The 26271-nt window shown below is 64.3% G+C and carries 20 protein-coding genes; 4 read left to right on the forward strand and 16 right to left on the reverse strand.

From position 1 onward, the window contains the following. Positions 1–153 precede the first annotated feature (153 nt). Entirely contained in the window at positions 154–606 is a 453-nt protein-coding gene (gene nrdR / locus CS006_RS00085; RefSeq protein WP_100509785.1) for a transcriptional regulator NrdR, read from the reverse strand. Between the two features lie 89 nt (positions 607–695). Next, entirely contained in the window at positions 696–1103 is a 408-nt protein-coding gene (locus CS006_RS10870; protein ID WP_243386519.1) for a LysM peptidoglycan-binding domain-containing protein, read from the reverse strand. Between the two features lie 147 nt (positions 1104–1250). Between CS006_RS10870 and lexA the strand changes: the two genes are divergently transcribed. After that, on the forward strand, positions 1251–1991 hold the full coding sequence (gene lexA, locus CS006_RS00095) for a transcriptional repressor LexA (RefSeq protein ID WP_243386520.1): 741 nt from the start codon (positions 1251–1253) through the stop codon (positions 1989–1991). Positions 1992–2250: 259 nt separating this feature from the next. Here lexA and CS006_RS00100 read toward each other — a convergent pair whose 3' ends face one another. Then, on the reverse strand, positions 2251–3213 hold the full coding sequence (locus CS006_RS00100; RefSeq protein ID WP_100509787.1) for an L-lactate dehydrogenase: 963 nt from the start codon (positions 3211–3213) through the stop codon (positions 2251–2253). 211 nt (positions 3214–3424) lie between these two features. Beyond that, positions 3425–4924, reverse strand: a complete 1500-nt coding sequence (gene hflX, locus CS006_RS00105; protein WP_100509788.1) for a GTPase HflX — start codon at positions 4922–4924, stop codon at positions 3425–3427. A 139-nt stretch (positions 4925–5063) separates the two neighbouring features. Between hflX and CS006_RS00110 the strand changes: the two genes are divergently transcribed. Both CS006_RS00110 and hrpA read left to right on the forward strand, forming a co-directional pair. Then, positions 5064–5681 carry a class I SAM-dependent methyltransferase gene (locus CS006_RS00110; protein WP_243386522.1) on the forward strand — a complete coding sequence of 206 codons (618 nt, stop codon included), beginning with the start codon at positions 5064–5066 and terminating at the stop codon, positions 5679–5681. 55 nt (positions 5682–5736) lie between these two features. Next, entirely contained in the window at positions 5737–9801 is a 4065-nt protein-coding gene (gene hrpA, locus CS006_RS00115) for an ATP-dependent RNA helicase HrpA (RefSeq protein ID WP_243386532.1), read from the forward strand. Between the two features lie 94 nt (positions 9802–9895). Here the strand turns inward: hrpA and CS006_RS00120 are convergent, their stop codons facing one another. Continuing rightward, positions 9896–10987 carry a formate/nitrite transporter family protein gene (locus CS006_RS00120; RefSeq protein ID WP_165777160.1) on the reverse strand — a complete coding sequence of 364 codons (1092 nt, stop codon included), beginning with the start codon at positions 10985–10987 and terminating at the stop codon, positions 9896–9898. Positions 10988–11468: 481 nt separating this feature from the next. Further along, positions 11469–12806, reverse strand: coding sequence for a type I glutamate--ammonia ligase (gene glnA, locus CS006_RS00125; protein ID WP_100509792.1), 1338 nt, complete (start codon positions 12804–12806; stop codon positions 11469–11471). A 176-nt stretch (positions 12807–12982) separates the two neighbouring features. On the opposite strand from glnA, the gene CS006_RS00130 reads away from it, so the two are divergent. Then, positions 12983–14437: a DUF2252 domain-containing protein gene (locus tag CS006_RS00130; protein ID WP_100509793.1), complete on the forward strand. Its 1455-nt coding sequence runs from the start codon at positions 12983–12985 to the stop codon at positions 14435–14437. 88 nt (positions 14438–14525) lie between these two features. On the opposite strand, the gene priA is transcribed toward CS006_RS00130, so the two are convergent. The 10 genes from priA to dnaE all read right to left on the reverse strand — a co-directional run bounded on the left by priA (position 14526) and on the right by dnaE (position 26144). Then, positions 14526–15251 (reverse strand): bifunctional 1-(5-phosphoribosyl)-5-((5-phosphoribosylamino)methylideneamino)imidazole-4-carboxamide isomerase/phosphoribosylanthranilate isomerase PriA, encoded by a 726-nt coding sequence (priA, locus tag CS006_RS00135; protein ID WP_100509794.1) that lies wholly within the window; start codon positions 15249–15251, stop codon positions 14526–14528. 21 nt (positions 15252–15272) lie between these two features. Beyond that, positions 15273–15914, reverse strand: coding sequence for an imidazole glycerol phosphate synthase subunit HisH (hisH, locus tag CS006_RS00140; RefSeq protein WP_100509795.1), 642 nt, complete (start codon positions 15912–15914; stop codon positions 15273–15275). A 53-nt stretch (positions 15915–15967) separates the two neighbouring features. Continuing rightward, complete coding sequence (locus CS006_RS00145; RefSeq protein WP_100509796.1) at positions 15968–16588, reverse strand: hypothetical protein; 621 nt, start codon at positions 16586–16588, stop codon at positions 15968–15970. Next, positions 16585–17187: an imidazoleglycerol-phosphate dehydratase HisB gene (gene hisB / locus CS006_RS00150; protein WP_100509797.1), complete on the reverse strand. Its 603-nt coding sequence runs from the start codon at positions 17185–17187 to the stop codon at positions 16585–16587. Before hisB ends, CS006_RS00145 begins: the two co-directional genes overlap by 4 nt. 3 nt (positions 17188–17190) lie before the next feature. After that, positions 17191–18366, reverse strand: a complete 1176-nt coding sequence (locus CS006_RS00155) for a histidinol-phosphate transaminase (RefSeq protein ID WP_100509798.1) — start codon at positions 18364–18366, stop codon at positions 17191–17193. Next, positions 18363–19760 carry a histidinol dehydrogenase gene (gene hisD, locus CS006_RS00160; RefSeq protein WP_165777161.1) on the reverse strand — a complete coding sequence of 466 codons (1398 nt, stop codon included), beginning with the start codon at positions 19758–19760 and terminating at the stop codon, positions 18363–18365. The genes CS006_RS00155 and hisD overlap by 4 nt, the downstream gene beginning before the upstream one ends. Before the next feature lie 137 nt (positions 19761–19897). Beyond that, positions 19898–21202, reverse strand: a complete 1305-nt coding sequence (locus CS006_RS00165) for a class I SAM-dependent methyltransferase (protein ID WP_100509800.1) — start codon at positions 21200–21202, stop codon at positions 19898–19900. Between the two features lie 178 nt (positions 21203–21380). Further along, on the reverse strand, positions 21381–21716 hold the full coding sequence (locus tag CS006_RS00170; protein ID WP_100509801.1) for a branched-chain amino acid transporter permease: 336 nt from the start codon (positions 21714–21716) through the stop codon (positions 21381–21383). Next, complete coding sequence (locus CS006_RS00175) at positions 21713–22486, reverse strand: AzlC family ABC transporter permease (protein WP_243386535.1); 774 nt, start codon at positions 22484–22486, stop codon at positions 21713–21715. Before CS006_RS00175 ends, CS006_RS00170 begins: the two co-directional genes overlap by 4 nt. Before the next feature lie 91 nt (positions 22487–22577). Next, positions 22578–26144 (reverse strand): DNA polymerase III subunit alpha, encoded by a 3567-nt coding sequence (gene dnaE / locus CS006_RS00180; protein ID WP_165777162.1) that lies wholly within the window; start codon positions 26142–26144, stop codon positions 22578–22580. Positions 26145–26271: the final 127 nt, after the last annotated feature.

The following is a 26271-nucleotide window of genomic DNA, read 5'->3' on the forward strand; positions in this document are numbered from 1 at the left end:
TGAATCGATGTAAAACGATATGGCGATGGCGGCCACCAGGTACTCCGGTGGCCGCCATCGCCATATTTACTGGCTGCTCAGCGTTGTTCACCGCATCGGGCGGCAACGCATTACGCCTCTTATCGAGACTCTTATCGACCTCTTATCAAAAAACTAATCCGCGTCCTGGGCACGTAGATCGCGGATGGCGCGCTCGAAATCGTCAAGACTGTTGAATTCCTGATAGACGCTGGCGAACCGCATGTAGGCGACCTCGTCAAGATTGCGCAGAGGCTTGAGGATGGCAAGGCCCACTTCCTCGGACTTGACCTGCGCAAGCCCCCGTGACCGCAGATCCTCCTCGACCTTCTGTCCCAGCTGCTTGAGGTCCTCCTCGCGGATCGGACGGCCCTGGCATGCCTTGCGCACACCGGAGATCACCTTGTCGCGGCTGAACGGCTCCACGTTCCCGGATCGTTTCACCACCATCAGCGTGGCGGTCTCAACGGTGGTGAAACGCTTCTGGCATTTCGGGCATTCGCGTCGACGACGAATGGCGTAGCCGTCCTCCCCCACACGGGTGTCGACGACCTTGGTATCAGGATTCTGACAGAAAGGACAATGCATATGCACAAGAGTAAACGCTGGTATTCCCATCCGCGTGTCTTCTGAGCCCGGTCCCATCCCGTGACGCCATTTACCGGTGCGCCACGTCGTCACGCGTCGCCGTGCCGGACCGGCACCACGATGCGTTGACCGACCTGCAACGCCGGCGAATCCAACTGGTTGACCCTCATCAGCTCGTCTACGGCATCGTTCACGTTTCCGCCACGCGGGGTTATCGTCTGCGCATATGACCACAATGTGTCGCCCGGTCCCACCGTATAGCTCGTGACTTCCATGGGTCCCGTGGCGGAATCCGCCTCCATGGCCGGCACCGCCATCGAATACGCGATGCAGGACAGCACCAAGGTCAGCATGGCGACGACGATGCGAGCATGCCACGCATTCCTCCGCGCAACGTCATGATGCCATACGCCATGCATCATCCCGCGGGATTCCCCGCCCACCGCGAATCGGCATCCCGCAGAGTCCACACACATTCGAACCTCGACGTCCCGCATGTCAACCACCCTTCTCGAACAGATGTTCTATCGAACAGCTGTTCTGATTATGGCACAGATGTTCGAATGTCGCAACCACCCTCGAACATCTGTTTGATTTCGCGAACGATTACGGGTAGTGTTGACATATATATGAAAGGAGCCCCCGTGAGTACCATCCCCTTTGCCTCATACGGCCACACGCCGAAAGGCCCCGCCGAGGATGCGCTCACCGAGCGTCAGCGCAGAATCCTCGACGCCATCCAATCGCATATCCGCCAGCGCGGATTCCCCCCGTCATTCCGCGAGATCGGCGAGGCGGTCGGACTGAAAAGCCCATCCTCCGTGAAGCACCAGCTCCGTGCGCTTGAGGACAAGGGCTTCATCCGCATCAGCGCCAACAAGGGGCGCGCCATCGAACTCATACGGGAATATCCCGATACCGACGAACAGCAGCCTACGGTGGCATCCGCGCATCTGCTGGCCTTCCCCGTACAGGCCGACTCGGCAGAGACCACCAGCGAATCCATCGCCGAGTCAAGGGACGTTCCGCTCGTCGGACGCATCGCCGCCGGAACGCCCATCACGGCCGAGCAGCATATCGACGATGTCATGCGTCTGCCCGAGCGTCTTACCGGCTCAGGCAATCTTTTCATGCTCGAGGTCCATGGCGACTCCATGATCGACGCCGCGATCTGCGATGGCGACTTCGTTGTGGTTCGCGAACAACATGAGGCCGAGAACGGCGATATCGTCGCAGCGCTGCTTGACGGCGAGGCCACGGTGAAGACATTCCGCAAGGAGAAGGGCCACATCTGGCTCATCCCCCACAATCCCGCCTACTCCCCCATCGACGGCAACAGCGCCAGCGTGATGGGCAAGGTCGTCACCGTCCTGCGCAAAATCTGAAATCGGTGGCGCAGGGAACGAAGGGGCATAACGGTACGTCCCAAGCTCCCTGCAACGTCAGTGCTGCCACTCCCTACGGTAAAAGGGGACCGATGCGTGCCACATCAAGGCGCGAGAAGTGAAGCACAAAGGTACGTCGAACCTGTTGAAGATAAAAAAGACTTCCACGTGTGTGGCCGCAAGGCGTGGGGAACGAAGACGTACAAAGGTACGTCGAGTTCCCCGCAACGCGGCGGACACTCCGTGGAAGTCTTTTTTATCAGAAGCCGAACTGGGCTGCGGTCTCCTTCAGCGTCTCGGCCGAGCGCTTGAGGGCGGCGAGCTCGCCGTCGGAAAGCGGGGTGTTGATGCGGGTGTTGACGCCCTGACGGTTCAGCACGGAGGGGACGGACATGCACACGTCGGAGATGCCGTGGAAGTCGTCGAGGAGCGAGGAGACGGGGAGGATGCGGTTGGAGTCCTTGAGGATGGACTCGATGATGTCGACGCCGGACATGGCGATGGCGTAGTTGGTCGCGCCCTTGCCTTCGATGATGCGGTAGGCGGCGTTCTTGACCTCCTGGTGGATCTCCTCGCGCTTGGCGGCATCGAGCGGCTCGTGACCGGGCAGTTCCTTCCAGTCGCACATGGGAACGCCACCGATGGTGGCGGAGGACCACAGCGGGACTTCGGAATCGCCGTGCTCGCCGGCGATGTAGGCGTGGACGTTCTTGACGTTGACACCGGTCTGCTGGGCGATGAGGAAGCGCAGTCGCGCGGAGTCGAGGTTGGTGCCGGAGCCGAAGATCTGGTTGGCGGGCAGGCCGGAGATCTTCATGGAAACGTGGGTGACGATGTCGACGGGGTTGGTGACGAGCATGTAGATGGCGTCGGGGGCCACGTTGACGACACCGGGGATGATCGACTTCATGATGTTGATGGTGGCGCCGGCGAGGTCCAGTCGGGACTGGCCGGGCTTCTGACGGGCGCCGGCGGTGATGACGACGACGTCGGCATCACGGCAGATCTCGACGTCGTCGGAGCCGCTGATCGAAACCGTGGGATAGAAGCTGGAGCCGTGCTGCATATCCAGCACCTCGGCCTCGACGCGCTTGGCGGCGATGTCCTCAAGGACGATTTCGCGGGCGATACCGCGCTGTGCGGCGGCGAAGGCCATGGTCGAGCCGACCGCGCCTGCACCGATGATCGCAAGCTTTGTGGGACGAATCGGTGAATTTGCCATAAAGGCACCTCTCTTTGAAATTGCTTTCAACCGTGACAAATCATGCCAACTTCGGGAAACACTATATCTACACCTTCTGACTATTGACAGAGACGGACCGAACATTCATCCCAATATATGAACCGGCATGTGAACGCTCACAGAACTCGCGGCAACGCCATGCCGGACCCTCCGGCCTCAGTGAGATCCCCGGCAGCGGAACGGTGGGAGATCACACCGCATCGTCGATGGAGCGGTCGACGATACGGGCGGCGAGATGACGGTCGACGTCGGCTTCGATGTATACGCCCTCGGGCCGGTAGTCGATGACGGAGACGACGCCGTTCTCACGGACGGACGACAGCAGCGATCCCGCATCATAGGGCAGCAGCGCGGTCACATGCACGTCGGGAACGGGAAGCAGCGCCTCGACGGCGGCCAACAGATCGTCAATGCCCTCGCCGGTCGCGGCGGAGACGATAAAGGCGTCCGGAGCGAGCTCGTGCAGCCTCGCGCGGGTGGCCTCGTCAATCATGTCGGCCTTGTTGAAGGCCAGCAGACGCGGAATGCCCTCCACGCCGGCGATGTCGGCGAGCACGTCGTTGACGGCGTCGATCTGCGAGAACGGGTCGGGATGGGACCCGTCGACGACGTGAAGGATGACGTCGGACTCGCCGACCTCCTCCAACGTGGATTTGAACGCCTCGACCAGCTGCGTGGGCAACCGTCGCACGAAACCGACGGTATCGACATACGTGTAGATGCGGCCGTTGGCCGACCTGGCACGTCTGACTGCGGTGTCGAGCGTGGCGAACAGGGCGTTCTCGACCAGTTCCGCCGACCCGGTCAGACGGTTGGTCAGCGAGGATTTGCCGGCGTTCGTGTATCCGACGACGGCGACGGACGGCAGCGCATTGCGTCGGCGGGAGCCGCGCTTGACCTCGCGGGCCGGAGCCATCTGACGAATCTGGCGACGCAGACGCGCCATGCGCGTGCGGATCACACGACGGTCCATCTCGATCTGCGTCTCGCCCGGCCCTCGCGAACCGATGCCGCCGGCCTGACCCGCCGCCTGACCGCCGGCCTGACGGGAGAGCGAGCCGCCCCAGCCGCGCAGTCGCGGCAGCATGTATTCCAGCTGGGCGAGCTCGACCTGCGCCTTGCCCTCCCTGCTGGTGGCATGCTGGGCGAAGATGTCGAGGATGACGGCGGTGCGGTCGACGACCTTCACCTTGGCCACGTCCTCAAGACCTCGTCGCTGCGACGGAGGAAGATCCGCGTCCACGACGATGGTGTCGGCGCCGAGCTCGTCGACGATGCGCGCGATCTCCTTGGCCTTGCCCGAACCCACATAGGTGGCCGAATCCGGTCGAATGCGATGCTGCAGCAGACCGTCCATGACTTCGGCGCCGGCGGTCTGCGCCAATGCGGCGAGCTCGCGCAGCGACTCCTCGGCCTTGGCCTGCGTGGTCTCCTGGCTCGACCACACGCCGACGAGCACCACACGTTCGAGCCTGACCTTGCGGTATTCGACCTCGGTGACGTCCTGCAGCTCACCGAGTCCGGCGATGTGCTTCAGCTGGTTGCGTGATTCGCGCTCGGCCCACTCCTCGCCGTCGCCGCCGACCGGCACGGCGCCGGTATGGTCCTGCAATACCTCGGAATGCTCCGCAAGCACCTCCGACGACTCGTCGCCACGGTCCCCGAAGGGCTCGAATTGCTGTTGCTGCATGCTGGTCTTTGCCACTGGCACCTCTCGAACGCTGTTCTATTCTGCCTTCTTATTATCATCGTGTGAGAAGACATGGCCGTTACGCCCACGGCACAGGGACACGACAGCGACGGATCCGGACGGATCCCAAGGAGATGCGATGACGACGACACCCAACGAACAGTATTTTTCGGCCTCCCCCTCCTCCGACGACGTGCGCCGAACGCTTCATGTGAAGCTGCGGGGCCGCAAGCTGGACGTGCAGACGTCGAACGGGGTGTTCTCGTCGGGCAGGCTCGACCTCGGCACATCGGTGCTGCTGCGCCACGCGCCCATGCCGCCGGCCAAGGGCGTTCTGCTGGACATCGGCTGCGGATGGGGACCCATTACGCTGGCGCTCGCGATGGAGTCGCCCGAGGCCGAGGTCTGGGGCATCGATGTCAACGAACGCGCGGTGGGGCTCGCCACCGAGAACGCTGCGGCGAATGGATGCGGCAACGTGCACGCCGTACTGGGCGATCAGCTGCCCGAGGATCTTGCCTTCGACACGATCTGGTCGAATCCGCCCATCCGCATCGGCAAGCAGGCGCTTCATGAACTGCTCATGGCATATCTTCCCAGGCTCAAGAAGGGCGGCGAGGCGTATCTCGTGGTGCAGCGCAACCTCGGCGCGGACTCGCTGATCCCCTGGCTGGCGAACGAGCTCGGCGATGGTTTCACCGTGGGCAAATACGCCTCCTCCAAGGGGTACCGTGTGATTGCAGTCGTGCGCCGGTGAGTTCTCGCGGCGGCGCGAACGAACGGACAGAGGAACAGACGAGGAACAGGAATCAGTGAAGTTTACATACCCTGCCGAGCTGCCGGTCAGCGCGGCGAAGGATGAGATCGCCGAGGCGGTGCGCACCCATCAGGTGGTGATCGTCTCCGGACAGACGGGTTCGGGCAAGACCACGCAGCTGCCGAAGATCCTGCTGGAGCTCGGCCGCGGCACCCACGGCCATCAGATCGTGCATACGCAGCCGCGGCGCATCGCCGCCAGGACCGTCGCCGAACGCATCGCAGCGGAGATGGATGTCCGCCTCGGCGACGAGATCGGCTTCCAGGTGCGGTTCACCGACGAGAGCTCGCCGAAGACGCGGCTGCGTGTGGTGACCGACGGCATCCTGCTGGCGCAGATCCAGCGCGACCCGAAGCTCAGCGCATACGACACCATCATCATCGACGAGGCGCACGAACGCAGCCTCAACATCGACTTTCTGCTCGGATATCTCACCGCGCTGCTGCCGCAGCGACGCGACCTGAAGCTCATCATCACGTCGGCGACCATCGATTCGGTGAAGTTCCAGGAGCATTTCGCCAAGGCATTGCACGCCGACGTGCCGGTGATCGAGGTCTCGGGACGCACCTATCCCGTGCAGGTCGTGTACGAGCCATTGGGCTCGGCACCGGCCCTCATGCACTATGTCCCCGGATTCGAGCGCACCTCGGACGATGACGACGACGCCGACATGGACATGCCGACGGCCGTGGCGCGTGCCTGCGCCGAACTGGTCATCCATTCGTCGCATGAGCCGGGCGCCCGCGACATCCTGGTGTTCGCGTCCGGCGAGCGCGACATCCATGATTTCGAATCGGCGCTTCGTCGTCATTTCGGCCAGCGTGCCGTGGACATGAATCGTTCGGACGCCATCGAGATCATGCCCCTGTTCGCACGCCTTTCGGCGAAGGAGCAGCATCGGGTCTTCGAGGCGCATACGCATCAGCGCATCGTGCTGGCCACGAATGTGGCGGAGACGTCGCTGACGGTGCCGGGCATCCGTTACGTGGTCGATCCGGGCACCGCGCGCATTTCCCGGTATTCGAAGGCGGCGAAGGTTCAGCGCCTGCCGATCGAACCGATCAGCCAGGCGAGCGCCGACCAGCGTGCCGGCCGATGCGGCCGTGTGGCGGACGGCATCGCGATTCGCCTGTACGACCGCACCGACTATGAGACCCGCCCCCGGTTCACGGAGCCGGAGATTCTGCGCACGGCGCTCGCCTCGGTGGTGCTGCACATGCTGTCGGTGGGCGTGGCCCGTACGGCGGAGGACGTGACGGGGTTCGGATTCATCGATCCGCCGGATACGCGCGCGGTGGCGAACGGCTTCAACGATCTGACGGAGCTGCGCGCGATCTCACGCTCCCGTGGCCGCGGCGACGTGCGACTGACGCATATCGGCCGTCAGCTGGCACGGCTGCCCATCGACGTGCGTCTGGCCCGTATGGTGGTCGAGGCGGCGAAGGATACGCCGAACACGCTGGCCGCCGTGCTGGTGGTCGTGGCGTTCCTGAGTCTGCAGGATCCGCGCGAGCGTCCGGAGGACAAGCGCGAGGAGGCGGACCGCGTCCATAACCGGTATGCGGACGAGTCGAGTGATTTTCTTACGGCGCTGAACATCTGGGACCGGTTCTTCCAGGCGGATGGCGAGACGTCGCATTCGGCGTTACGCCGCCTGTGCAAGGCCGAGTTCATGAACTATCCCCGTATGCGCCAGTGGCGCGACCTGTATCGTCAGCTTGTGCAGATGTGCCGGGAGCTGAAGTTCGAGGCGGGCGAGCCGCTGCCGTCGTCGCGGCCACCGCTCGAGGTGCGCCAGCTGCCGATGAACCAGCAGGCGGCGCATTCGCTCACCTGCTCGTGGGATGCCGTGGGCATCCATAAGGCGATGCTTTCGGGCCTGCTGTCGAGCATCGGCATGCAGCAGGTGCGCGAGCCGAAGGCGTCGGATTTCGCCGGCCTTCACGGGGCCGCCCGCGCGCGGGCCATGAAGCGCGCGCAGAAGCAGTCGAGGAACGAGTATCTGGGTTCCCGCGGCACCAGGTTCGCGCTGTTTCCCGCATCGGCGGTGGCGAAGTCCACGCCGCAGTGGGTGATGGCTGCGGAACTGGTGGAGACGTCGCGTCTGTGGGCGCGTTCGGCGGCGGCGATCGATCCGGCCTGGGCGGAGCCTCTGGCCGGCAGTCTCACCCGTACCACGTATGCGGAGCCGCATTGGTCGGCGTCGAAGGGTGCGGCCGTGGCGAGCGCGAAGATTCTGCTGTACGGTCTGCCGATCGTGCAGGACAGGACGGTGCAGTGGGGCGCCATCAACCCGGTGGAGGCGCGTGATTTCCTGATTCGTGAGGGATTGGTCGCCGGCGAGGTGCAGCAGCGCTTCCCGTATGACGATTTCATCGACGACAACCGCGCGGTGCTGGAGGAATCGGATGCGGAGACGGCCCGCACCCGTCATATGGTCGACAGGGTGACGGACGAGGATCTCGTCGACTTCTATGATGCGAAGCTGCCGGCGGACATCACGTCGATGGCGAAGCTGGGAGCGTGGTGGCGTCGTCATCATGACGAGGATCCGACGCTGCTGGACTTCGACCCGTCGAAGGTGGAGCGTCTGGCCGAGGCCGAGGAGGTCAGTCTTGACGACTATCCCGACCATTGGCATACGTTGGGTTCGGACGGCTCCCCCATCGATCTGAAGCTCTCGTACGTATACGATCCGCAGGCAGAGAACGATGGCGTGACGGTGCATGTGCCGTTGAAGTTCCTTTCGCGCATCTCCCCCGAGCAGTTCACGTGGAATGTGCCGGGACTGCTGGATGAGTTGATCGTCGCGATGATCAAGTCGCTGCCGAAGGCGCTGCGCGTGCAGTTCGTGCCCGCACCGGACACGGCGAGGAAGATCCGCGCATGGATCGACGAGCATTTCGACGCGCTGCCGGGATCGGGCGAGCAGGGCCGTCCGGCCGCCGCCCCGGTCGACGAGACGACAGGAGCGGCGCAGTGGCCCGATCTGAGGCACGTCTTCACACAGGCTGCGATTCATGTGGTCGGCGCGCAGCTGCATCCCGAGGTCTTCAACGAGGAGCAGCTGGAGCGTCTGCCTAAGCATGTGCGCATGACGTTCGTGGTGGAGAAGCCGGTCGCGTCGCGCGGCAACCGTCGTGGACGGGGTCGTGGGCGGGGCCCTCAGCGTATGACGGCTCTGGCGTCGTCGAAGTCGTTGACCGACCTTCAGGCGCGTTTCGCCGAGCAGGCGGCCGAGTCGGCCCGCCAGACGGTGAGGAAGCAGGCGACGAAGGCGGCGGACCAGGGCAAGGTGGTGCAGTCGGCGAACCTGCTGCACAAGGCCGGCGCCACGATGGTCTCGCGCTCGTCGATGCTGTGGAAGGCGGCATTGGATGCGCTGCGTCTGCCGGATGAACGCGTTTCGTCGCGTTGGCTGGGAGGCGAGGCGCTGATGCTGGCCTCCGCACCGTATAAGAGCACGAAGGACCTCGTGGAGGACCTGCAGCTGGCGGCGGTCAAGCGTCTGCTGCCGAACGTGGAGAGGATCAAGGACGATGCGCAGCTGGCGGATGCGGTCGGCGACGTGACGCAGGTGTACGAGGACACGGTCTATCAGGTGGCGCATGACGTGATCGCCGCGCTGCGTCGCTACGCCGAGGTGGACAAGGCCGTTTCGGGCACGGCCTCATTGCCGCTGCTGTCGGTGCTGCAGTCCATCCGCGAGCATATCGGCACGCTGGTCGTGCCGGGCTTCATCGGCGCGATGCCGCCGGACGCGCTACGCTCGCTGGAACGGTATCTGCATGCCGATCTGCTGCGTTTGGAGAAGGCGAAGGCGAACAAGTCCCGCGATGTGAACTGGGCGTGGGAGGTCGACGAGGCGCAGCGGCTCGTCGACAAGGCCCGTGAGCAGGCGGGCAAGCTGCCGGCCGGTCCGCGCCATGACGAGATGACGGCCCGTGTGGAGAAGGCCCGCTGGATGGTCGAGGAGTTCCGCGTGAGCCTGTGGGCCCAGGAGCTCGGCACGCCAAGGCCGGTGAGTCTCAAACGCATCACCAAGGCGTTGAAGGAATAGCCCACGCCTTCGGGTGATGCAATCGAAGAGCGGGCGGTCACGTTCCATGGGAACCGTGGCCGCCCGCTCTTATGCGTCGACGATGCTCGGCCGTTCAGCGGCGGCCGATGTTGTGGCGAAGGTTGCGTTCGGCGTGGTGGGTGTGCTGGTCGTTCATCACGGCGAAGTTGATGCCGATGAGCAATCCTCCGCCGACGAAGTTGCCGAGGATGACGACGATTATGGCGAGCACCTCCATGAGCGGGTCGCCCACGCCGTGCAGGCCCATGATGAGGAACAGCACGGAGTCGGCGACGGAGTGCTCGAAGCCGAGGTAGGCGAACACGAACACGGCGACCATCATGATGATGCACTTGGTGAAGTCGTTGACGATCTTGCCGTTGTAGCACATGAGCATGGCGATGTTGATGCAGAAGTTGCAGAAGATGGCGCGTACGAACAGGTCGGCGATGCCGAAGGCGCCCTGGGTGAGGTAGCCGGTCTTGGTGGCGACGGCGGCGACCATGACGGTGTAGATGTCGCCGCTGATGATGGTGGAGAACCGCATGAGCGCGGCCACGACGAGGCCGCCGAGCAGGTTGCCGACGAGGCACAGGCCGAGGATGCGCAGGCTGTGCAGCCAGCTGATGCGCTTGTGGTAGACGCCGATGGACACGATCATCATGTTCGAGGTGAGGAGCTCGGAGTTCGTGTAGTAGATGAGCACAAGCGCCCAGCCGAAGGTGCAGGCGCCGAGCACCTTGCCGGCGAGCGCCATGGCGGGGCCGGCGGCGGCGAACGTGGCGCTGATGGCGAAGAACGCGGTGAAGAAGATGCCGACGAACAGGCCGGCCATGAGGGCGCGCTGCATGTATTTGCTCACGAGGCGGCCGGTCATGGTCTCCTTGCTGTTGAGCACGTCGAGCACGGTGGAGACGAAGATGTTGCCGGGGAACAGGGGATGGAGCTTGGGGGCGGCGCCGAGCGGGGACGCGGGTGCTGCGGCCGGCGCGGCGGTTGCCGTGGCTGCGGTGTTGGCCGCGCTGTTGGCGGCGTCGGCTGCGGTAGCGGCCGCTGATGCGGCTGCTGCGGCCGCCGTTGCAGCCGCTGCCGCGGCTGCGGTAGCGGCTTCGGGGGCGGAGGCGGGCACGGCGGCTGCCGCCGCGTTCTGGGTGGATGCTGTCGTCTGTTCGGGATTCGATGACATGAATCGTCTCTCTATTCGTGATTTACTGCGTTTTCCTCTGGATACCGTCTCCACGGTAATTCACGATGGCGCCCCCATGCGTCATGTTGCCGTGAGATTCCCCACATCGCACTGTGAGCTAGCCGACGTTATCAGGACGATATACGACCGGAGAATCCCGATCAGAGGCCGGCCTCTCGGCATGGATTGATTGGTTTGATACGGATTGAATGGATTTGTGGGTCCGGACCATTGAATAACCGTGGACCAGACGGCTCATATGGAGGTTGGTGGGTCTGTGACGTACATGGGGACGTCGAAAACCGGCTCCTCGTGAAGCGTTAGGCCCACTTCCCCATTCTTGCAATCGGATAGACCCACAAACCCCTGGAAAAATAAAAATCCGTTTCACGTGTGCGGTATCGGACATTGGAAGACGAAGGCGTACAACAGTACGTCGAGTCTTCCAATGTCCGATAACGCTCCGTGAAACGGATTTTCCCTACAGCTTGGGGAGGTAGTGCTGCAGCTCGTAGGGGGTAATCTGCCCGCGGTAGTCCTCCCATTCCTTGCGCTTGTTGCGCAGGAAGTAGCGGAAGACGTGTTCGCCGAGGACGTCGGCGACGAAGTCGGATTTCTCCATGATCTTCAGGGCGGTGTCGAGGGAGTCGGGCAGGGGTTCGATGCCCATGGCCTGACGCTCCTCGTCGGTGAGCTCCCAGACGTCGTCACTGGTGGGCTCGCCGAGGGTCATCTGCTTGTCGACGCCGTCGAGGCCGGCGGCGAGGAGCAGCGAGTAGGCGAGGTAGGGGTTGGTGACGGGGTCGAGAGCGCGGAACTCCATGCGGGCGGAGTTGCCCTTGCCGGGCTTGTACTGCGGCACGCGGAGCAGGGCGGAGCGGTTGTTGTGGCCCCAGCAGATGTAGCTCGGTGCCTCGTTGCCGCCCCACAGACGCTTGTAGGAGTTGACGAACTGGTCGCACACGGCGGTGATTTCGGCGGCGTGGTAGAGGATGCCGGCGGCGAACTGGCGTGCGGTGAGCGACATGTTGAATTCCTGGCCGGCTTCGTAGAAGGCGTTGGAGTCGCCCTCGAAGAGGCTCAGGTGGGTGTGCATGCCGGAACCGGGGTGGTCCGCGAACGGCTTGGGCATGAAGCTGGCGTGGATGCCGCGTTCGAGGGAGATCTCCTTGACGACGGTGCGGAAGGTCATGATGTTGTCGGCCATGGTGAGGGCGTCCGCGTAGCGCAGGTCGATCTCGTTCTGGCCTGGGCCGCCCTCATGGTGCGAGTATTCGACGGAGATGCCCATCTGCTCGAGCATGTTGACGGTGGCGCGGCGGAAGTCCATGCCGGGGCTGCGCGGCACATGGTCGAAGTAGCCGCCTTCGTCGACGGGCTTGGGCGACTTGGACCAGTCGTCCTGCATTTCGAAGAGGTAGAACTCGATTTCGGGATGGATGTAGAAGGTGAAGCCCTTCTCCTTGGCCTTGGCAAGGGTGCGCTTGAGCACGTGGCGCGGGTCGCCGAGGCTGGGCTCGCCTTCGGGGGTGAGCACGTCGCAGAACATGCGGGCGGTGCCTTGCGGACCTCCTCGCCAGGGCAGGATCTGGAAGGTGGAGGGGTCCGGCTTGACGATCATGTCGTCTTCGGAGACTCGGGTCAGGCCTTCGATGGCGGAACCGTCGAAGCCGAGGCCTTCTTCGAAGGCGGCTTCGAGTTCGGCCGGTGCGATGGCCACGGACTTGAGTGTTCCGAGCACGTCGGTGAACCACAAACGAATAAAGCGCACGTCGCGTTCTTCGACCGTGCGCAAAGCAAACTCTTGCTGTCTGTCCATGTGTGTCATGGTTTCACGAGTTTGTTTCGTGTGCAGTTAACAGAGGCTCGCGTGTCGCATTGTGGACGGGAATGCGGGTATGGTGTTAGGGTCGGCCGTCCGGCGGACGGCATGTCGATTCGTGTGGATTCTCGTGTGAAGGAGTGTTGTTCATGGCTGCGATTGGAATTCCCGCAATGTCGCGGGGTTCGGTCCCGTTCGGTGATGGTGCGGATGGTGTGCAGGAGCCTCCGGTGGTGTTGGATTGGATCGAGGCGACGAATCCGAAGGATCGTATGCTGATGGGAACGATCGCGCGTCGTCGTGCGCCGTTGGGCAGTCATGCGATGTGGCATCCGATGCCGAACCGGGCGGAGAAGCTTGATTTGCTGGAGGAGCAGTCGGCGATTCGCGTGCAGGAGCTGATTCCGCTGCGGTATGCGAGGATGAGCGTCTCGCCGTTCACGTTCTACCGCGGCACGGCGCTGATCATGGCGTCGGATCTGGCGGCCACGCCGGTCAGCGGGATTCCGGTGCAGTGCGTGGGCGATGCGCATATCGCGAATTTCGGCATCTTCATGTCGCCGACGCGTCATCTGGTGTTCGATGTGAACGATTTCGACGAGACGCTGCCCGGACCGTGGGAGTGGGATGTGAAGCGTCTGGTGACGAGCGTGGAGATCTGCGCGCGCGACCGCGGCTTCGATAAGGCGACGCGTCGCCGTGCGGTGCAGGAATGCATCCGCTCCTATCATGCGTCGATGGACGAGTTCGCGCAGATGGACAATCTCGACGTCTGGTATGCGAACCTCGATGTGGAGAAGACGCTTCAGGAGTATACGAAGAACGGCATGCCCAGCAAGACGCTGCGCAAGGCGGTGAACAAGGCGCTGTCGAAGGATTCGAACCATGCGGCGCAGAAGTTCGGCGAACTGGTCGACGGCGAGCCCCGCTTCCGTTCGGATCCGCCGGAATTGGTGCCGATCGACGAGTTGAAGGGCTATGACCATGAGGGGCCGTTGGATGTGACGATCCGTACGCTGTTCGACCGGTACAAGGACAACCTGTATGCGGACCGCCGCCAGGTGCTGGATTCGTATCACCGTTATCATGATGCGGCGCGCAAGGTCGTGGGTGTGGGCAGCGTGGGCACGCGCGTGTGGGTGATGCTGCTTTCCGGCCGTGATGTGAACGACGCGTTGGTGCTGCAGATCAAGGAGGCGGAGACCTCGGTGCTGGAACGTTTCGTGGGGCGCAGCCGGTTCCGTACGCATGGCGAACGCGTGGTGCAGGGGCAGAAGGTCATTCAGACGACGTCCGACGTGCTGCTGGGCTGGACGAGCATGACGACGCCGGAGGGCCTGCGCAAGGATTACTATGTGCGTCAGCTGTGGAACGGCAAGGGGTCGATCGACCTGGACCATGCCGGCAAGGAGGGCATCATCAACACGGCCCGCATGAGCGCGTGGGCGTTGGCCCATGCGCATGCGCGCACGGGCGATGCGATGGCGATCAGCGCGTATATGGGCGACGACGATACGTTCGACAATGCGATCGTGACGTTCGCGAAGCAGTATGCGGACCAGAACGAGCTTGACTACGAGGTGTTCATGGACGCCATCAAGTCCGGTCGTCTGCCCTGCGCTAAGTAGCCGGGAAAACGAAATGCCGTCGATGATGCGGAATCGGTCCGTATCATCGACGGCAATTCATATGTTTGCGGCTACTGCATGAGCGTCGTCACGCGTTGGCTACCTCGAGGGCCTCCTCGAGGGTGAAGGCGCGGGCGTAGAGGGACTTGCCGAGGATGGCGGAGTCCACGCCGAGACCGTCGAGCGTCTTGATGGCGCGCAGGTCGTCGAGGCTGGAGATGCCGCCGGAGGCGGTGACCTTGGCGTCGGTGCGTTCGGCGACCTCGCGCAGCAGTTCGATGTTCGGGCCGCTCATCATGCCGTCGCGGGCCACGTCGGTGACGACGTAGCGGGAGCAGCCGACCGAGTCGAGGAACTTCATGGTCTCGAACAGATCGCCGCCTTCCTTGACCCAGCCGCGGGCGGCGAGGGTGTGGCCGCGCACGTCGAGACCGACGGCCACGCGGTCGCCGTACTTCCTGATGACGTCGGCGGTCCATTCGGGGTTCTCAAGCGCGGCGGTGCCGATGTTGACGCGGGCGGCGCCGGCGTCGAGCGCGGCGTCGAGGCTGGCGTCGTCGCGCACGCCGCCGCTCATCTCGATGTTGACCTTGTCGCCGAGTTCGCCGACGATGGCCTTGAGCTGGGCGCGGTTGTCGCCGGTGCCGAAGGCGGCGTCGAGGTCGACGAGGTGAATCCACTGGGCGCCGGATTCGACCCAGGTGCGGGCCGCGTCGAGCGGGCTGCCGTAGTCGGTTTCGGAGCCGGATTCGCCCTGACGCAGGCGGACGGCCTTGCCGTCGCGTACGTCGACGGCGGGAAGAAGGGTGAGCATGTTGTGGTCCTTTCGGGAATGTCAGAAGGTGGCGATCCAGTTGCGCAGGAGCTGGGCTCCGGCCTCGGCGGATTTTTCGGGGTGGAACTGGGTGGCGCTGAGCGGCCCCTGCTCCACGGCCGCGACGAAGCGGCTGCGGCCGTATTCGCACCAGGTGATGCGTTCGTCGCTTCCGGCGAGCACGCCGCCGTTCGCGCCGTCGCCGCTCGGATGGCCTACGGCGTAGGAGTGCACGAAGTAGAAGCGCTCGTTCTCCAGCCCCTTGAGGAGTCTGGAGCCTTCGGCCGCCTCGACGGTGTTCCATCCCATGTGGGGCACCACGTCGGCGTCGAGCGGTTCGACCACTCCCCCGAGGTATCCGAGGCCGTCGGCCGGGGTACCGCCTTCGACGCCCTGGGAGAACATCACCTGAAGTCCCACGCAGACGCCGAGCACGGGCTTGCCGGCACGCAGACGCTCATCGATGACGCGGTCGCCTCCCACGGTCTTCAGACCCTCCACGCAGGCGGCGAATGCGCCCACGCCCGGGACGACGAGACCGTCGGCGTCCATGGCCTGCCGGTAATCGCTGGTCAGGGTCACGTCGATGTCGAGGTTCGCCAGGGCGCGCACCATGGAGCGCACATTGCCGAAACCGTAGTCGAACACCACTACTGAAGTCATGCTTCTGCCTTTCTTCCGGCGTGCATCGCGCCGGTGCCGTCACGGCCGACCGGTCAGTCGACCTTCGATCCGCGGGTGGATCCGCCTCGTCCGAACTTCGTGTGCTTGGCGATGACGTTGAGGGCGTCGCCGCGTTCCATCGTGCCGGAGTCGACGATGGTGAGGTTCTGCCGTTCAAGTCCGGACACGTCGATCGCGCCGATGAGCAGATCCTCGACGAAGTCGGGCGTGGACATGAACAGCACGGGGGGCGCGAACTGCGTGCCGGGCTTGCCGTTGACCCATAGGGTGGCCTCGAGCTTGTCGGCGCGGTTCACGGCCAGCACGGCGGAGAGACCGGAGATCACGGTGGTCAGGTCCCTTGCCGCGGCCTCGGGGCCGTCGCCGTCGACGTTGCGCAGCACCGCCACCGCACCGGCGTCGGAGGCGACGCATTGCGCGGAGATGTCGGAAAGCTGGCAGAACGCGGCGAGCAGATCGGCGGCGCTCAGCTGGGTGATGAGCACGGCGGCCTTGGCCTTGTTGCCGAGCAGGCCCTGCAGTTCGGCGTCGAAGGAGTCCATGCCATTGAGCTCGTCCTCGAATCCGGCGAGCGCGGCGTTGATCTCCTCGTCGCTGAACGAGTCGGGGTCCCGGTCCGTGTTGCTGGGGGTGTTGGGGGTCTGGTCGCTCATAGCGATCCCTTCGTGCTGGGGATGAGGCCCTGGATGCGCGGGTCGGGTTCGACGGCGAAGCGCAGTGCGCGTGCGACGGCCTTGAATTCGGCCTCGGCGATGTGGTGGGGGTCTCGTCCGGCGATGAGCTGCAGGTGCAGGCACAGGCCGGCGTGCAGTGCGATGGATTCCATGACGTGCCGCACCATGGAGCCGGTGAAGTGGCCGCCAATCATGGCGTATTCGAAGCCTTCGGGCTCGCCGGTGCATACGGCGTAGGGTCGGCCGGAGATGTCGATGACGGCCTTGGCGAGGGCTTCGTCGAGCGGCACGGTGGCGTCGGCGAAGCGGCGGATGCCGCGTTTGTCGCCGAGGGCCTGCCTGAGGGCCTCGCCGAAGACGATGGCGGTGTCCTCGACGGTGTGGTGCACGTCGATGTCGGTGTCGCCATGGGCCTTGATGTCGAGGTCGATGAGCGAGTGCTTGCCGAGGGCGGTCATCATGTGGTTGTAGAAGGGCACGGAGGTGTCGATGCTGGTCTTTCCGGTGCCGTCGAGGTTGAGCGTCAGCTCGATGCTCGATTCGCTGGTCTCGCGTTTGATGGTGGCGGTTCTTGCCATGTCTCAGGCCTCCTTTTCGGCCGCTGCGAGCACTTCGACGAACGCCTTGCGGAAGGCGTCCATCTCCTCGTCGGTGCCCATGCATACGCGCAGCCAGCCGTCGGGGCCGACGTCGCGGATGAGCACGCCGCGCTTGAGCAGCTCGTTGAAGATGTAGTCGCGGTTGTCGAAGACGCCGAAGTACACGAAGTTCGACTCCGAGTGTGCCACGGTGAGGTTACGTCCCTTGTAGGTGAGCGTTTCGAGCCATGCCGCGGTCCGTTCGCGGGTCTCGCGCAGGTGGGCGACGGTGCTGAGCTGTTCGTCGGTGTGCTCGAGTGCGGCGAGGGCCGCGGCCTGCGTGACGGCGCTCAGATGGTACGGCATGCGTACGATGCGCATGGAGTCGATGATGCCCTTGTCGGCGGCGATGTAGCCGACGCGGGCGCCGGCGTAGGCGAACGCCTTGCTCATGGTGCGGCTGACGGCGAGGTTCGGATGCCCGTCGATGAGGCTGACCGCGGAGGGCACGCCGGGCGTGCGGAACTCCACGTAGGCCTCATCCACCACGAGGATGGGGTGTACGCCTTCGGGTGCGCCGTCGACCCCCGCCTCCTCGCAGGCGGCGAGCAGGGTCCGGGTCTGGTCCATGGGCAGCGGGGTGCCGGTGGGATTGTTCGGGCTGGTCACGAGCACCATGGCGGGCCGGACGTCCTTGATGGCGGCGACCGCCGCGTCGAGGTCGAGCGTGAAGTCGTCGTTGCGGGGCACGGTCACCCATTCGGTGAAGGTGTCGCGCGCGTATTCGGGGTACATCGAGTACGTGGGCGTGAAGCTCAGGGCCTTGCGGCCCGGTCCGCCGAACGCCTGGAACAGCTGGAGCATGATCTCGTTGGACCCGTTGGCGGCCCACAGCTGTTCGACGGCGAGCCGCGTGCCGGACTCCTTGGCGAGGTAGTCGCCGAACGCCTTGCGCAATGCGATGTGCTCGCGGTCCGGGTAGCGGTTGAGCGTCGGGGCGATCTCGCGTACGCGTTCGGCGATGGTGTCGACCACGTCGGGTGCGGGCGGGTACGGATTCTCGTTGACGTTGAGGCAGACGGGAACGTCGAGCTGGGGGGCGCCGTACGGCTCCTCGCCCCGCAGGTCGTTGCGCAGCGGCAGGCTTGCGGGGATGGCGTTGCTGGTGGTCTCGCTCATCGAAGGCCCGCTTCCTTCTCCTGCTCGCGCAGGGTGGCCTTGTCGTACGGGTCCTTGACGAAGCGGGACAGCACGCATTCGCCGTGGGCGGGCAGGTCTTCGGAGACGGCGAACGCGTTGATGCGCGCGGCCAGGGCCTTGAGACCCTCCTCGTCGTATTCGATGACCTCGACCGGCTTCATAAAGGTGTGCACGCCGAGGCCTGCGGCGAAGCGGGCGGTGCCGCCGGTGGGCAGCACGTGGTTGGAGCCGGACATGTAGTCGCCGAGCGGAACCGGCGAGTAGGGTCCACGGAAGATGGCGCCGGCGTTCTTGATGCGCTTGACGACCGCGTCGGCGTCCTTGGTCTGAATCTCGAGGTGCTCGGCGGCGTAGGCGTTGGCGGCGTCGATGGACTGGTCGAGGCCGTCGGTCAGCACGATGGCGGACTGGGTGCCGTTGAGCGACGTGTGGACGCGTTCGGCGTGTTCGGTGCGCGGCACGCGGTAGTTGAGGTTCTCCTGCACCTTGTCGGCGAGTTCAGGCGAATCGGTGAACAGCACGGATCCGGCGAGCTCGTCGTGCTCGGCCTGGCCGATGAGGTCGGCGGCCAGCAGGCTCGGGTTGGCGTCCTTGTCGGCGATGATGCCGATCTCGGTGGGGCCGGCGACGGCGTCGATGCCCACGAACGCGGAGACGAGGGATTTGGCGGTGGCCACGAAGATGTTGCCGGGGCCGGTGATCTTGTCGACCGGGTCGCACAGCACGGCACCGTCCTGAGGCTCGGAGCCCTTGGCGCCGTAAGCGAACATGGCGATGGCCTGGGCACCGCCGACGGCGTAGACCTCGTCGACGCCGAGGATGGCGCAGGTGGCGAGGATGGTCTTGTTCGGCAGGCCCTCCTCGTTGTCGCGGGCCGGCGGGGTGGCGATGGCGAGCGACTCGACGCCCGCGGCCTGGGCCGGCACGGCGTTCATGATCACGGACGAGGGGTAGACGGCCTTGCCGCCGGGCACGTAGAGGCCCACGCGCTGGATGGGGATCCAGCGTTCGGCCACGCGGGCGCCTTCGGCGAGGTCGGTGTGGAAGTCCTTCGGCACCTGGTTGGCGGCCACGGCGCGGGCGCGGCGCACGGATTCCTCGATGGCGGCGCGTACCTCGGGATCGAGGGTGTCGAGCGCGGCGGCGATGGCCTCCTTGGGCACACGCAGGTTGGCCGGGCGCACGTGGTCGAACTTCTCCTCGAAGTCGCGCAGCGCGGCGGCGCCACGCTCCTTCACGTCGTCGAGGATGGGACGCACGAGGTCGGTGGCCTCGGAGGTTCCCATCGCGGCACGCGGCATCGCGGCCAGCAGTTCGGCTCGGCTGAGGCTCTTGCCTCGAAGGTCAATGATTCGCATAATGTTCTCTGCCATGCTAACGATGGTAAGAACCGCCAATGACGAAAACGACCGTATTATGCACCTTGTCTCATACTTCGGAGACGAAAACGCCGTCCGGCCCATCGGGGCGCGGACGGCATGGACGAAAAGGCCGGTACGAAGGCGGCGGATCAGCCCTTCCACCAGGGACGCAGCGGATACCAGTCGCCCATCGGATGCCCCTCGCGGTCGGGCTTGACGGCGAGGAACTGGTGCACCTGAATGCCGTCGAGCTCGAAGTTCAGCGCGCATGCGGCCAGGTACAGGCCGTATACCTTGGCGCGCTCGAAGCCCACCTCGGCCACTTCGGCGTCCCAGTTGGCCTTGAGGTTGCGGTTCCAGTTGTGCAGGGTGAGCGCGTAGTGCTGGCGTAGGTTCTCCTGGTGCACCACGTTGAATCCTGCGTCGTGGATGCGCGATTCGATGAAGCCGGGCGAGGCGAGGTCGCCGTCGGGGAAGATGTAGCGGTCGAGGAACTCGTCGGTGCCGGGCCTGCCGTTCGGCCGGTTGTGGCTGATGGTGATCTGGTGGTTGAGCAGCCTGCCCATGGGCTTGACGAGCTTGAACATCTCGTTGAAGTAATGCTGGTAGTTCTTGGCGCCCACATGCTCCATCATGCCGATGGAGCATACGCCGTCGAAGTCGCGCTCGGGCACTTCGCGGTAGTCCATCACGCGCAGCTCGGCGAGGTCCTCGAGGCCTTCGCGGCGAATCCACTCCTGACCGTATTCGATCTGCTCGCGGGAGAGCGAGACGCCCAGCGCCTTGATGCCGCGTCTGGCGGCAGCGATGACCATGGAGCCCCAGCCGCAGCCGATGTCGAGCAGCCGCTGGCCGGGCTTGAGGTCGAGCTTGTCGAGCACGAGGTCGAGTTTGCGCTGCTGGGCCACGTCGAGGCTGGTCTCCGGGGTGTCGAACACGGCGCAGGTGTATGTCATCGACGGGCCGAGGAACCGCGAATAGAACTCGTTCGAAAGATCGTAGTGGAAGCTCACGGTCTCGGAGTCGGCCTTCTCGGTGTGCGGAATGAGCCCGTGCGTGATGCGCTCGAACCTGGACGGCCCCTCGGACTCGGGCACCTCCACCTTGTGGATGCCGTGACTGAGAACGGCGGCCGCAAGACGGGCCAGTTCGGCCGGCGAGGGCTTGCGCACGTAGGGCGACAGCGCCACGAGCTGCCGTAGCTGCGGATACGGGTCCGCGTAGTCGATGCCCTTGATGTCGAAGTAGCCGAGGATGTATGAGCGGGCCACGCCGATCTCGTTGGGATTGTGCACCAGCTGGTACATCATCTTCGGGCTGGTGATGGATATCTGCAGGTCGGCGTCGGACGGGCCGAACGACGACCCGTCGAACGCGTCGATCCTCACCGGGGCGTCCGGTTCGAGGAACGTGCCGATCATCTCGCTGACTTTCATGGATTTTCCGTTGCCCATACATCGCCCCTTTTCACGAATGACTCACGGAACAGTCTGCACTGATATTCGGCTATTCAGCCAAGCAGCAGTGTAGTCCGCTCACATCACCGTCATGGCCGGGAAAATCCGAATGCCGGAACATCATGACGTACGTTCATCGTTGGGCGAACACCAATCGACATATCACGGCGAGATGTCAGACGAACACCATCTGGACGAGCGCCATGTAGAGGATGGTGCCGCCGGCGATGGACAGCAGCATATTGCGCTTCCACGCATGCAGCGCGACGATGGCCGCCATGGCGATGAGTTCGGGGATGCCGTGACTGCCTGTCATGGGCGAGACGTCCTTGAGCGAGTACACGACCAGCAGGCCGGTCATCGCGTACGGCAGCACCTTGCCGAGGTATTCGATGAAGCGCGGCGGCTCCTTCGACTCGGGGAACAGCAGGAACGGCAGGAATCGGGTGAGGATGGTGCCCAACGACACCACCGCAATGGTCAGTACGCTCTGCAGCACGGTCATCGTCATGACGTCGCCTCCATATCCTCGGTGTCCTTCACGGCATCGCCGGCACTCCCATCGCCCTTCGGCCGCGGGTCGTCGAGATACGGCCGCAGCACGATGAACAGCACAAGCATGAGCACCAACGACGGAACCATGAACCGGTCGGGACCGAGCACGATAAGGCACGCCAGTGACGCAAGCACTCCCACCATGGCGGGCAGGTGCCGCCTCTCCCCCATCCACTGGTCGAGGAAGATGACGAGGAACAATGCAGTGAGCACGAATTCGATGCCCTTGGTGCTGAACGGCAGCAGGCCGCCGACGAGCCATCCGAGTGCGGTGCCGCCTATCCAGTACCAACGGTTGAGCAGGTTCACGAACAGCATGAACCATCCTCGGTCGACGTCGTCGGGAATGTGCGCCGAGGAGTTGATGGCGAAGCTTTCGTCGCACATCGCGAAGATGAGGTACGGCTTCTTCCATCCCATGTTCTTGTATTTGCCGAGCATCGACAGTCCATAGAACAGATGCCTGGCGTTGACCATCAGCGCCAGCATGAACGCGGCGAGGGGGTTGAACGCGCTGAGCAGCAGGTTCACCGTGACGAACTCCATCGACCCGGCGAAGATGAAATACGCCATGCACACCGGATAGAGGAACGCGAAACCCTTGGCATGCATGAGCAGGCCATACGAACAGCCAAGGAACAGGAAGCCTGCGGCGATGGGCAGGGTGAGTGGGAGCGCGGTCCGGAACGCCTTGCCGACGACTCCCGATTGCGACGGTGAATGCACGGGAGCTCCTTTCTTTTCCTTCCGTGGAACGACCCGATTCATGATAATCCCATGGAGGACAACCCGCCCGTACACGGCCCATACGGCCGCGTTACGCGGCGGCGAGGCAGGCCGGGCCGAAGACCGTCTTGATCTCGCCGAACAGGGACGTGTCCCTTCGCACGCGGAAGTTGTCGCCGAAGGTGAGCATCGTGGCCCCACCCTTGGCGTCGGTCACGGCAAGCCGCACCTCGCAGTATCCCGGATGCTGGCGCAGGATGCGGGCGAGGGCCTCCACATGCGCCCTGTCGATGGCGGTGGCCGGCAGCATGATGACCAGCGTGCGCTCGTCCTCGGCCTCGAGCGTGGGCACCTCCATCTCGGAGGCGCGCAGCGACACGGTCTCGTCGCGCACGTCGACCATGCCGCGGATGCGCACGACGGTGTCGAGCGCCATGTCGGCGGCGGCGGACTCGTAGGCCTTGCCGAAGAACATGCACTGGATGGAGCTCTCCAGATCCTCGATGGTGACGATGGCCCAGGGGTTGCCCTTCTTCGACACACGGCGGTCGATGTTGGTGATCAGTCCGGCGAGCGTCACCTGCTCGCGGTCCGGCATCGTCGGCGCGCGGTCGATGAGCTGGGCGATGGACATGTCTCGCAGTCCGGCGAGCACCGAGCTCATGCCGCTGAGCGGATGGTCGGAGACATACAGGCCGAGCATCTCGCGTTCGAAGTTGAGCTTGGTCTTCTTGTCCCATTCCTCGATGTCGGGGATCTGCACGTCGGCGTCGCCCATCACGTCGTCGCCATCCGCGTCGTCGTCGCCGAGGCCGGCGAACAGGTCGAACTGACCTTCGGCCTCCTTGCGTTTGAGCGGCACGATCTGGTTGATGGCCGTCTCGTGGATCTGGAACAGGGCGCGGCGGTTCGGGTCGATGGAGTCGAAGGCGCCGGCCTTGATGAGCGATTCGACGAGGCGGCGGTTGAGCGCGGTCAGCGGCACGCGCTTGATGTAGTCCATGAAGTTCACGAACCTGCCGTGGGAGCCCTTGCGCTCGGCGATGATGTCCTCCACGGCCTTCTCGCCGACGTTGCGGATGGCGCCGAGGCCGAAGCGCACGACGTCGCCGACTGCGGAGTACTCGTACACGGATTCGTTGACGTCCGGGGAGAGCACCTGGATGCCCATGCGCCTGGCCTCGCCGAGGTACAGTGCCGTCTTGTCCTTGTTGGTGCTGGCGCCCTGCAGCAGCGCGGCCATGAACTCCGTCGGATAGTGGGTCTTGAGGTAGGCGGTCCAGTAGGAGATCAGGCCGTATGCGGCGGAGTGCGCCTTGTTGAACGCGTATCCGGAGAACGGCACGAGGATCTCCCACACGGCCTCGGCGGCCTCCTCGGAGTAGCCGTGCTCCTTCATGCCGGCGAAGAACGGAATCTTCTCCTTGGCCAGCACCTCCGGCTTCTTCTTGCCCATGGCGCGCCTGAGCACATCGGCCTTGCCCAGGGAGTAGCCCGCGAGGATTCGCGCGGCGGACTGCACCTGCTCCTGGTAGATGATGAGGCCGTACGTCTCGTCGAGCACCTGCTTGAGCGGCTTCTCGAGCTCGGGGTGGATGGGCACGATCTTCTGCAGACCGTTCTTGCGCTTGGCGTAGTTGGTGTGCGAGTCCATGCTCATGGGGCCCGGACGGTACAGGGCGATGAGTGCGGAGATGTCGTTGAAGTTGTCGGGCTTGAGCGTCTTGAGCAGTGCGCGCATGCCGTCGGAATCGAGCTGGAACACGCCGAGCGTGTCGCCGCGGGAGAGCAGCTCGTACGTGGCCTTGTCGTCCAGGGGGATCTTGGTGTAGTCGAGTGTGCCCTTGCCGTTGTGCTCGATGTTCTTGAGCGTGTCGCGGATCACCGTGAGGTTGGAAAGCCCTAGGAAGTCCATCTTGACCAGACCCAGCGTCTCGCAGGTGTGGTACTCGAACGTGGTGGTCACCGTGCCGTCGGTGCGTTCCAGCAGCGGCGACGTGTCGGTGATCGGCTCGCTTCCCATGATGGTGGCGCAGGCGTGCACACCGGTCTGGCGGATTAGGCCCTCGATGCCCATGGCCTCCTCGGTGATGCGCTTGACGTCCGGGTCGGAATCGTAGAGCTCGCGGTATTCCCTCGCCTCGGCGTATCGCTTGGCGCCGGGGTCGAAGATGTCGTGCAGGCTGATGTCCTTGCCGCCGGTCGCGGCGGGCGGCAGCGCCTTGGTGACGCGCTCGCCCATCGAAAACTCGTAGCCCATGATGCGTGCGGAGTCCTTCAGTGCCTGCTTGGTCTTGATGGTGCCGTAGATCACGCACTGCGCCACCTTGTCGTGGCCGTACTTGTCGGCCACGTAGTCGAGCACCTTCATACGGCCCTCGGGGTCGAAGTCGACGTCGATATCCGGCAGGGAGACGCGTTCGGGGTTGAGGAACCTCTCGAAGATCAGGCCGTGTTCGAGTGGGTCGAGCTCGGTGATGCCCATGGCGTAGGCGACCATGGCGCCTGCAGCGGAGCCTCGGCCGGGGCCGACCATGATGCCGTGCTCCTTCGCCCAGTTGATGTAGTCGGAGACGACGAGGAAGTAGCCGGGGAACTGCATCTGGCAGATCACGCCGCACTCGTAGTCGGCCTGCTTGGAGACCTCGACGGGCACATTGCCCTCGTAACGCTTCTCCAGGCCCTCCTCGACCTTCTTGAGGAAGAGCGAGGTCTCGTCCCAGCCTTCGGGGCAGTCGAACCGCGGCATGAACGCGCCGTCCTCGCCGTCGTCGAACATCACGTTGCAGCGTTCGGCGATCTCCAGCGTGTTGTCGCATGCCTCGGGCAGGTCGCGGAACAGTTCGCGCATCTCCTCGGCGGATTTGATGTAGTAGCCGGAGCCGTCGAACTTGAAGCGGTCGGGATCGTCGAGACGCGAGCCGGAGTTGATGCACAGCATGGCGTCCTGGGCGCCGCGGTCCGCCTCCAGCACGTAGTGGGAGTCGTTCGTGGCGAGCAGCGGGGCGTTCAGCTTCCTGGCAATGGTCAGCAGGTCCTCGGTCACCTGGGTCTCGATCTTCAGACCGTGGTCCATGAGTTCGATGTAGAAGCTGTCCTTGCCGAAGATGTCCTGCAGCTCCCCCGCCGCGCGCAGGGCCTCGTCGAACTGGCCGAGCCTGAGCCTGGTCTGGATGATGCCGGATGGGCATCCGGAGGAGGCGATCACGCCTTTGGAGTAGGTGGCGAGCACCTCCTTGTCCATACGCGGATAGCGCATCACGCGACCTTCGAGGTTGGCCACGGAACTGGCCTTAGTGAGGTTGACGAGTCCCTCGTCGTTCTCCGCCCACATGGTCAGGTGGGTGATGAGGCCGCCGCCGGAGACGTCGTCGCGGCGCTGCGCCTCGGTGCCCCAGTGCACGCGGGACTTGTCCTGTCGGGCGGTCTCCGGGGTCACATATGCCTCGATGCCGATGATCGGCTTGACGCCGGCCTTCACTGCGGTGCTCCACATCTCGTAGGCGCCGTGCATGTTGCCGTGGTCGGTGATGCCGACGGCGGGCATGCCCAGTTCCTTGACCCGGTTCACCAGATTCGGGATCTTCGAGGCCCCATCCAGCAGGGAGTAGTGGGTGTGGTTGTGAAGCTGCACAAAGTTCTTCGCCGGTTCAGTCATACGTTCCACCATACCTCACGCCCTGCTGGAGGCATGGCGGCGGGTGGACGGGGCATCGGCCGACGGACCGGCGCCATGGTCCGCCGGCCGATGTGGACGGACGGTCACGTTTGTCCACATTCCCCCG

This window comes from Bifidobacterium primatium (genome assembly GCF_002802875.1).
In the GTDB taxonomy this organism is placed as follows: Bacteria; Actinomycetota; Actinomycetes; order Actinomycetales; family Bifidobacteriaceae; genus Galliscardovia; species Galliscardovia primatium.

Bases quoted from the DNA above. Each gene is read 5' to 3' on its own strand.
- nrdR (WP_100509785.1), bottom strand. From the start codon at position 606: ATGCATTGTCCTTTCTGTCAGAATCCTGATACCAAGGTCGTCGACACC.
- glnA (WP_100509792.1), bottom strand. From the start codon at position 12,806: ATGGACAGACAGCAAGAGTTTGCTTTGCGCACGGTCGAAGAACGCGAC.
- CS006_RS00130 (WP_100509793.1), top strand. From the start codon at position 12,983: ATGTCGCGGGGTTCGGTCCCGTTCGGTGATGGTGCGGATGGTGTGCAG.
- CS006_RS00170 (WP_100509801.1), bottom strand. From the start codon at position 21,716: ATGACGATGACCGTGCTGCAGAGCGTACTGACCATTGCGGTGGTGTCG.
- CS006_RS10870 (WP_243386519.1), bottom strand. From the start codon at position 1,103: ATGCGGGACGTCGAGGTTCGAATGTGTGTGGACTCTGCGGGATGCCGA.
- priA (WP_100509794.1), bottom strand. From the start codon at position 15,251: ATGCTCACCCTTCTTCCCGCCGTCGACGTACGCGACGGCAAGGCCGTC.
- CS006_RS00120 (WP_165777160.1), bottom strand. From the start codon at position 10,987: ATGTCATCGAATCCCGAACAGACGACAGCATCCACCCAGAACGCGGCG.
- CS006_RS00155 (WP_100509798.1), bottom strand. From the start codon at position 18,366: ATGAGCGAGACCACCAGCAACGCCATCCCCGCAAGCCTGCCGCTGCGC.
- hisD (WP_165777161.1), bottom strand. From the start codon at position 19,760: ATGGCAGAGAACATTATGCGAATCATTGACCTTCGAGGCAAGAGCCTC.
- CS006_RS00165 (WP_100509800.1), bottom strand. From the start codon at position 21,202: ATGGGCAACGGAAAATCCATGAAAGTCAGCGAGATGATCGGCACGTTC.
- dnaE (WP_165777162.1), bottom strand. From the start codon at position 26,144: ATGACTGAACCGGCGAAGAACTTTGTGCAGCTTCACAACCACACCCAC.
- hisB (WP_100509797.1), bottom strand. From the start codon at position 17,187: ATGGCAAGAACCGCCACCATCAAACGCGAGACCAGCGAATCGAGCATC.
- CS006_RS00145 (WP_100509796.1), bottom strand. From the start codon at position 16,588: ATGAGCGACCAGACCCCCAACACCCCCAGCAACACGGACCGGGACCCC.
- hflX (WP_100509788.1), bottom strand. From the start codon at position 4,924: ATGCAGCAACAGCAATTCGAGCCCTTCGGGGACCGTGGCGACGAGTCG.
- hisH (WP_100509795.1), bottom strand. From the start codon at position 15,914: ATGACTTCAGTAGTGGTGTTCGACTACGGTTTCGGCAATGTGCGCTCC.
- CS006_RS00110 (WP_243386522.1), top strand. From the start codon at position 5,064: ATGACGACGACACCCAACGAACAGTATTTTTCGGCCTCCCCCTCCTCC.
- CS006_RS00100 (WP_100509787.1), bottom strand. From the start codon at position 3,213: ATGGCAAATTCACCGATTCGTCCCACAAAGCTTGCGATCATCGGTGCA.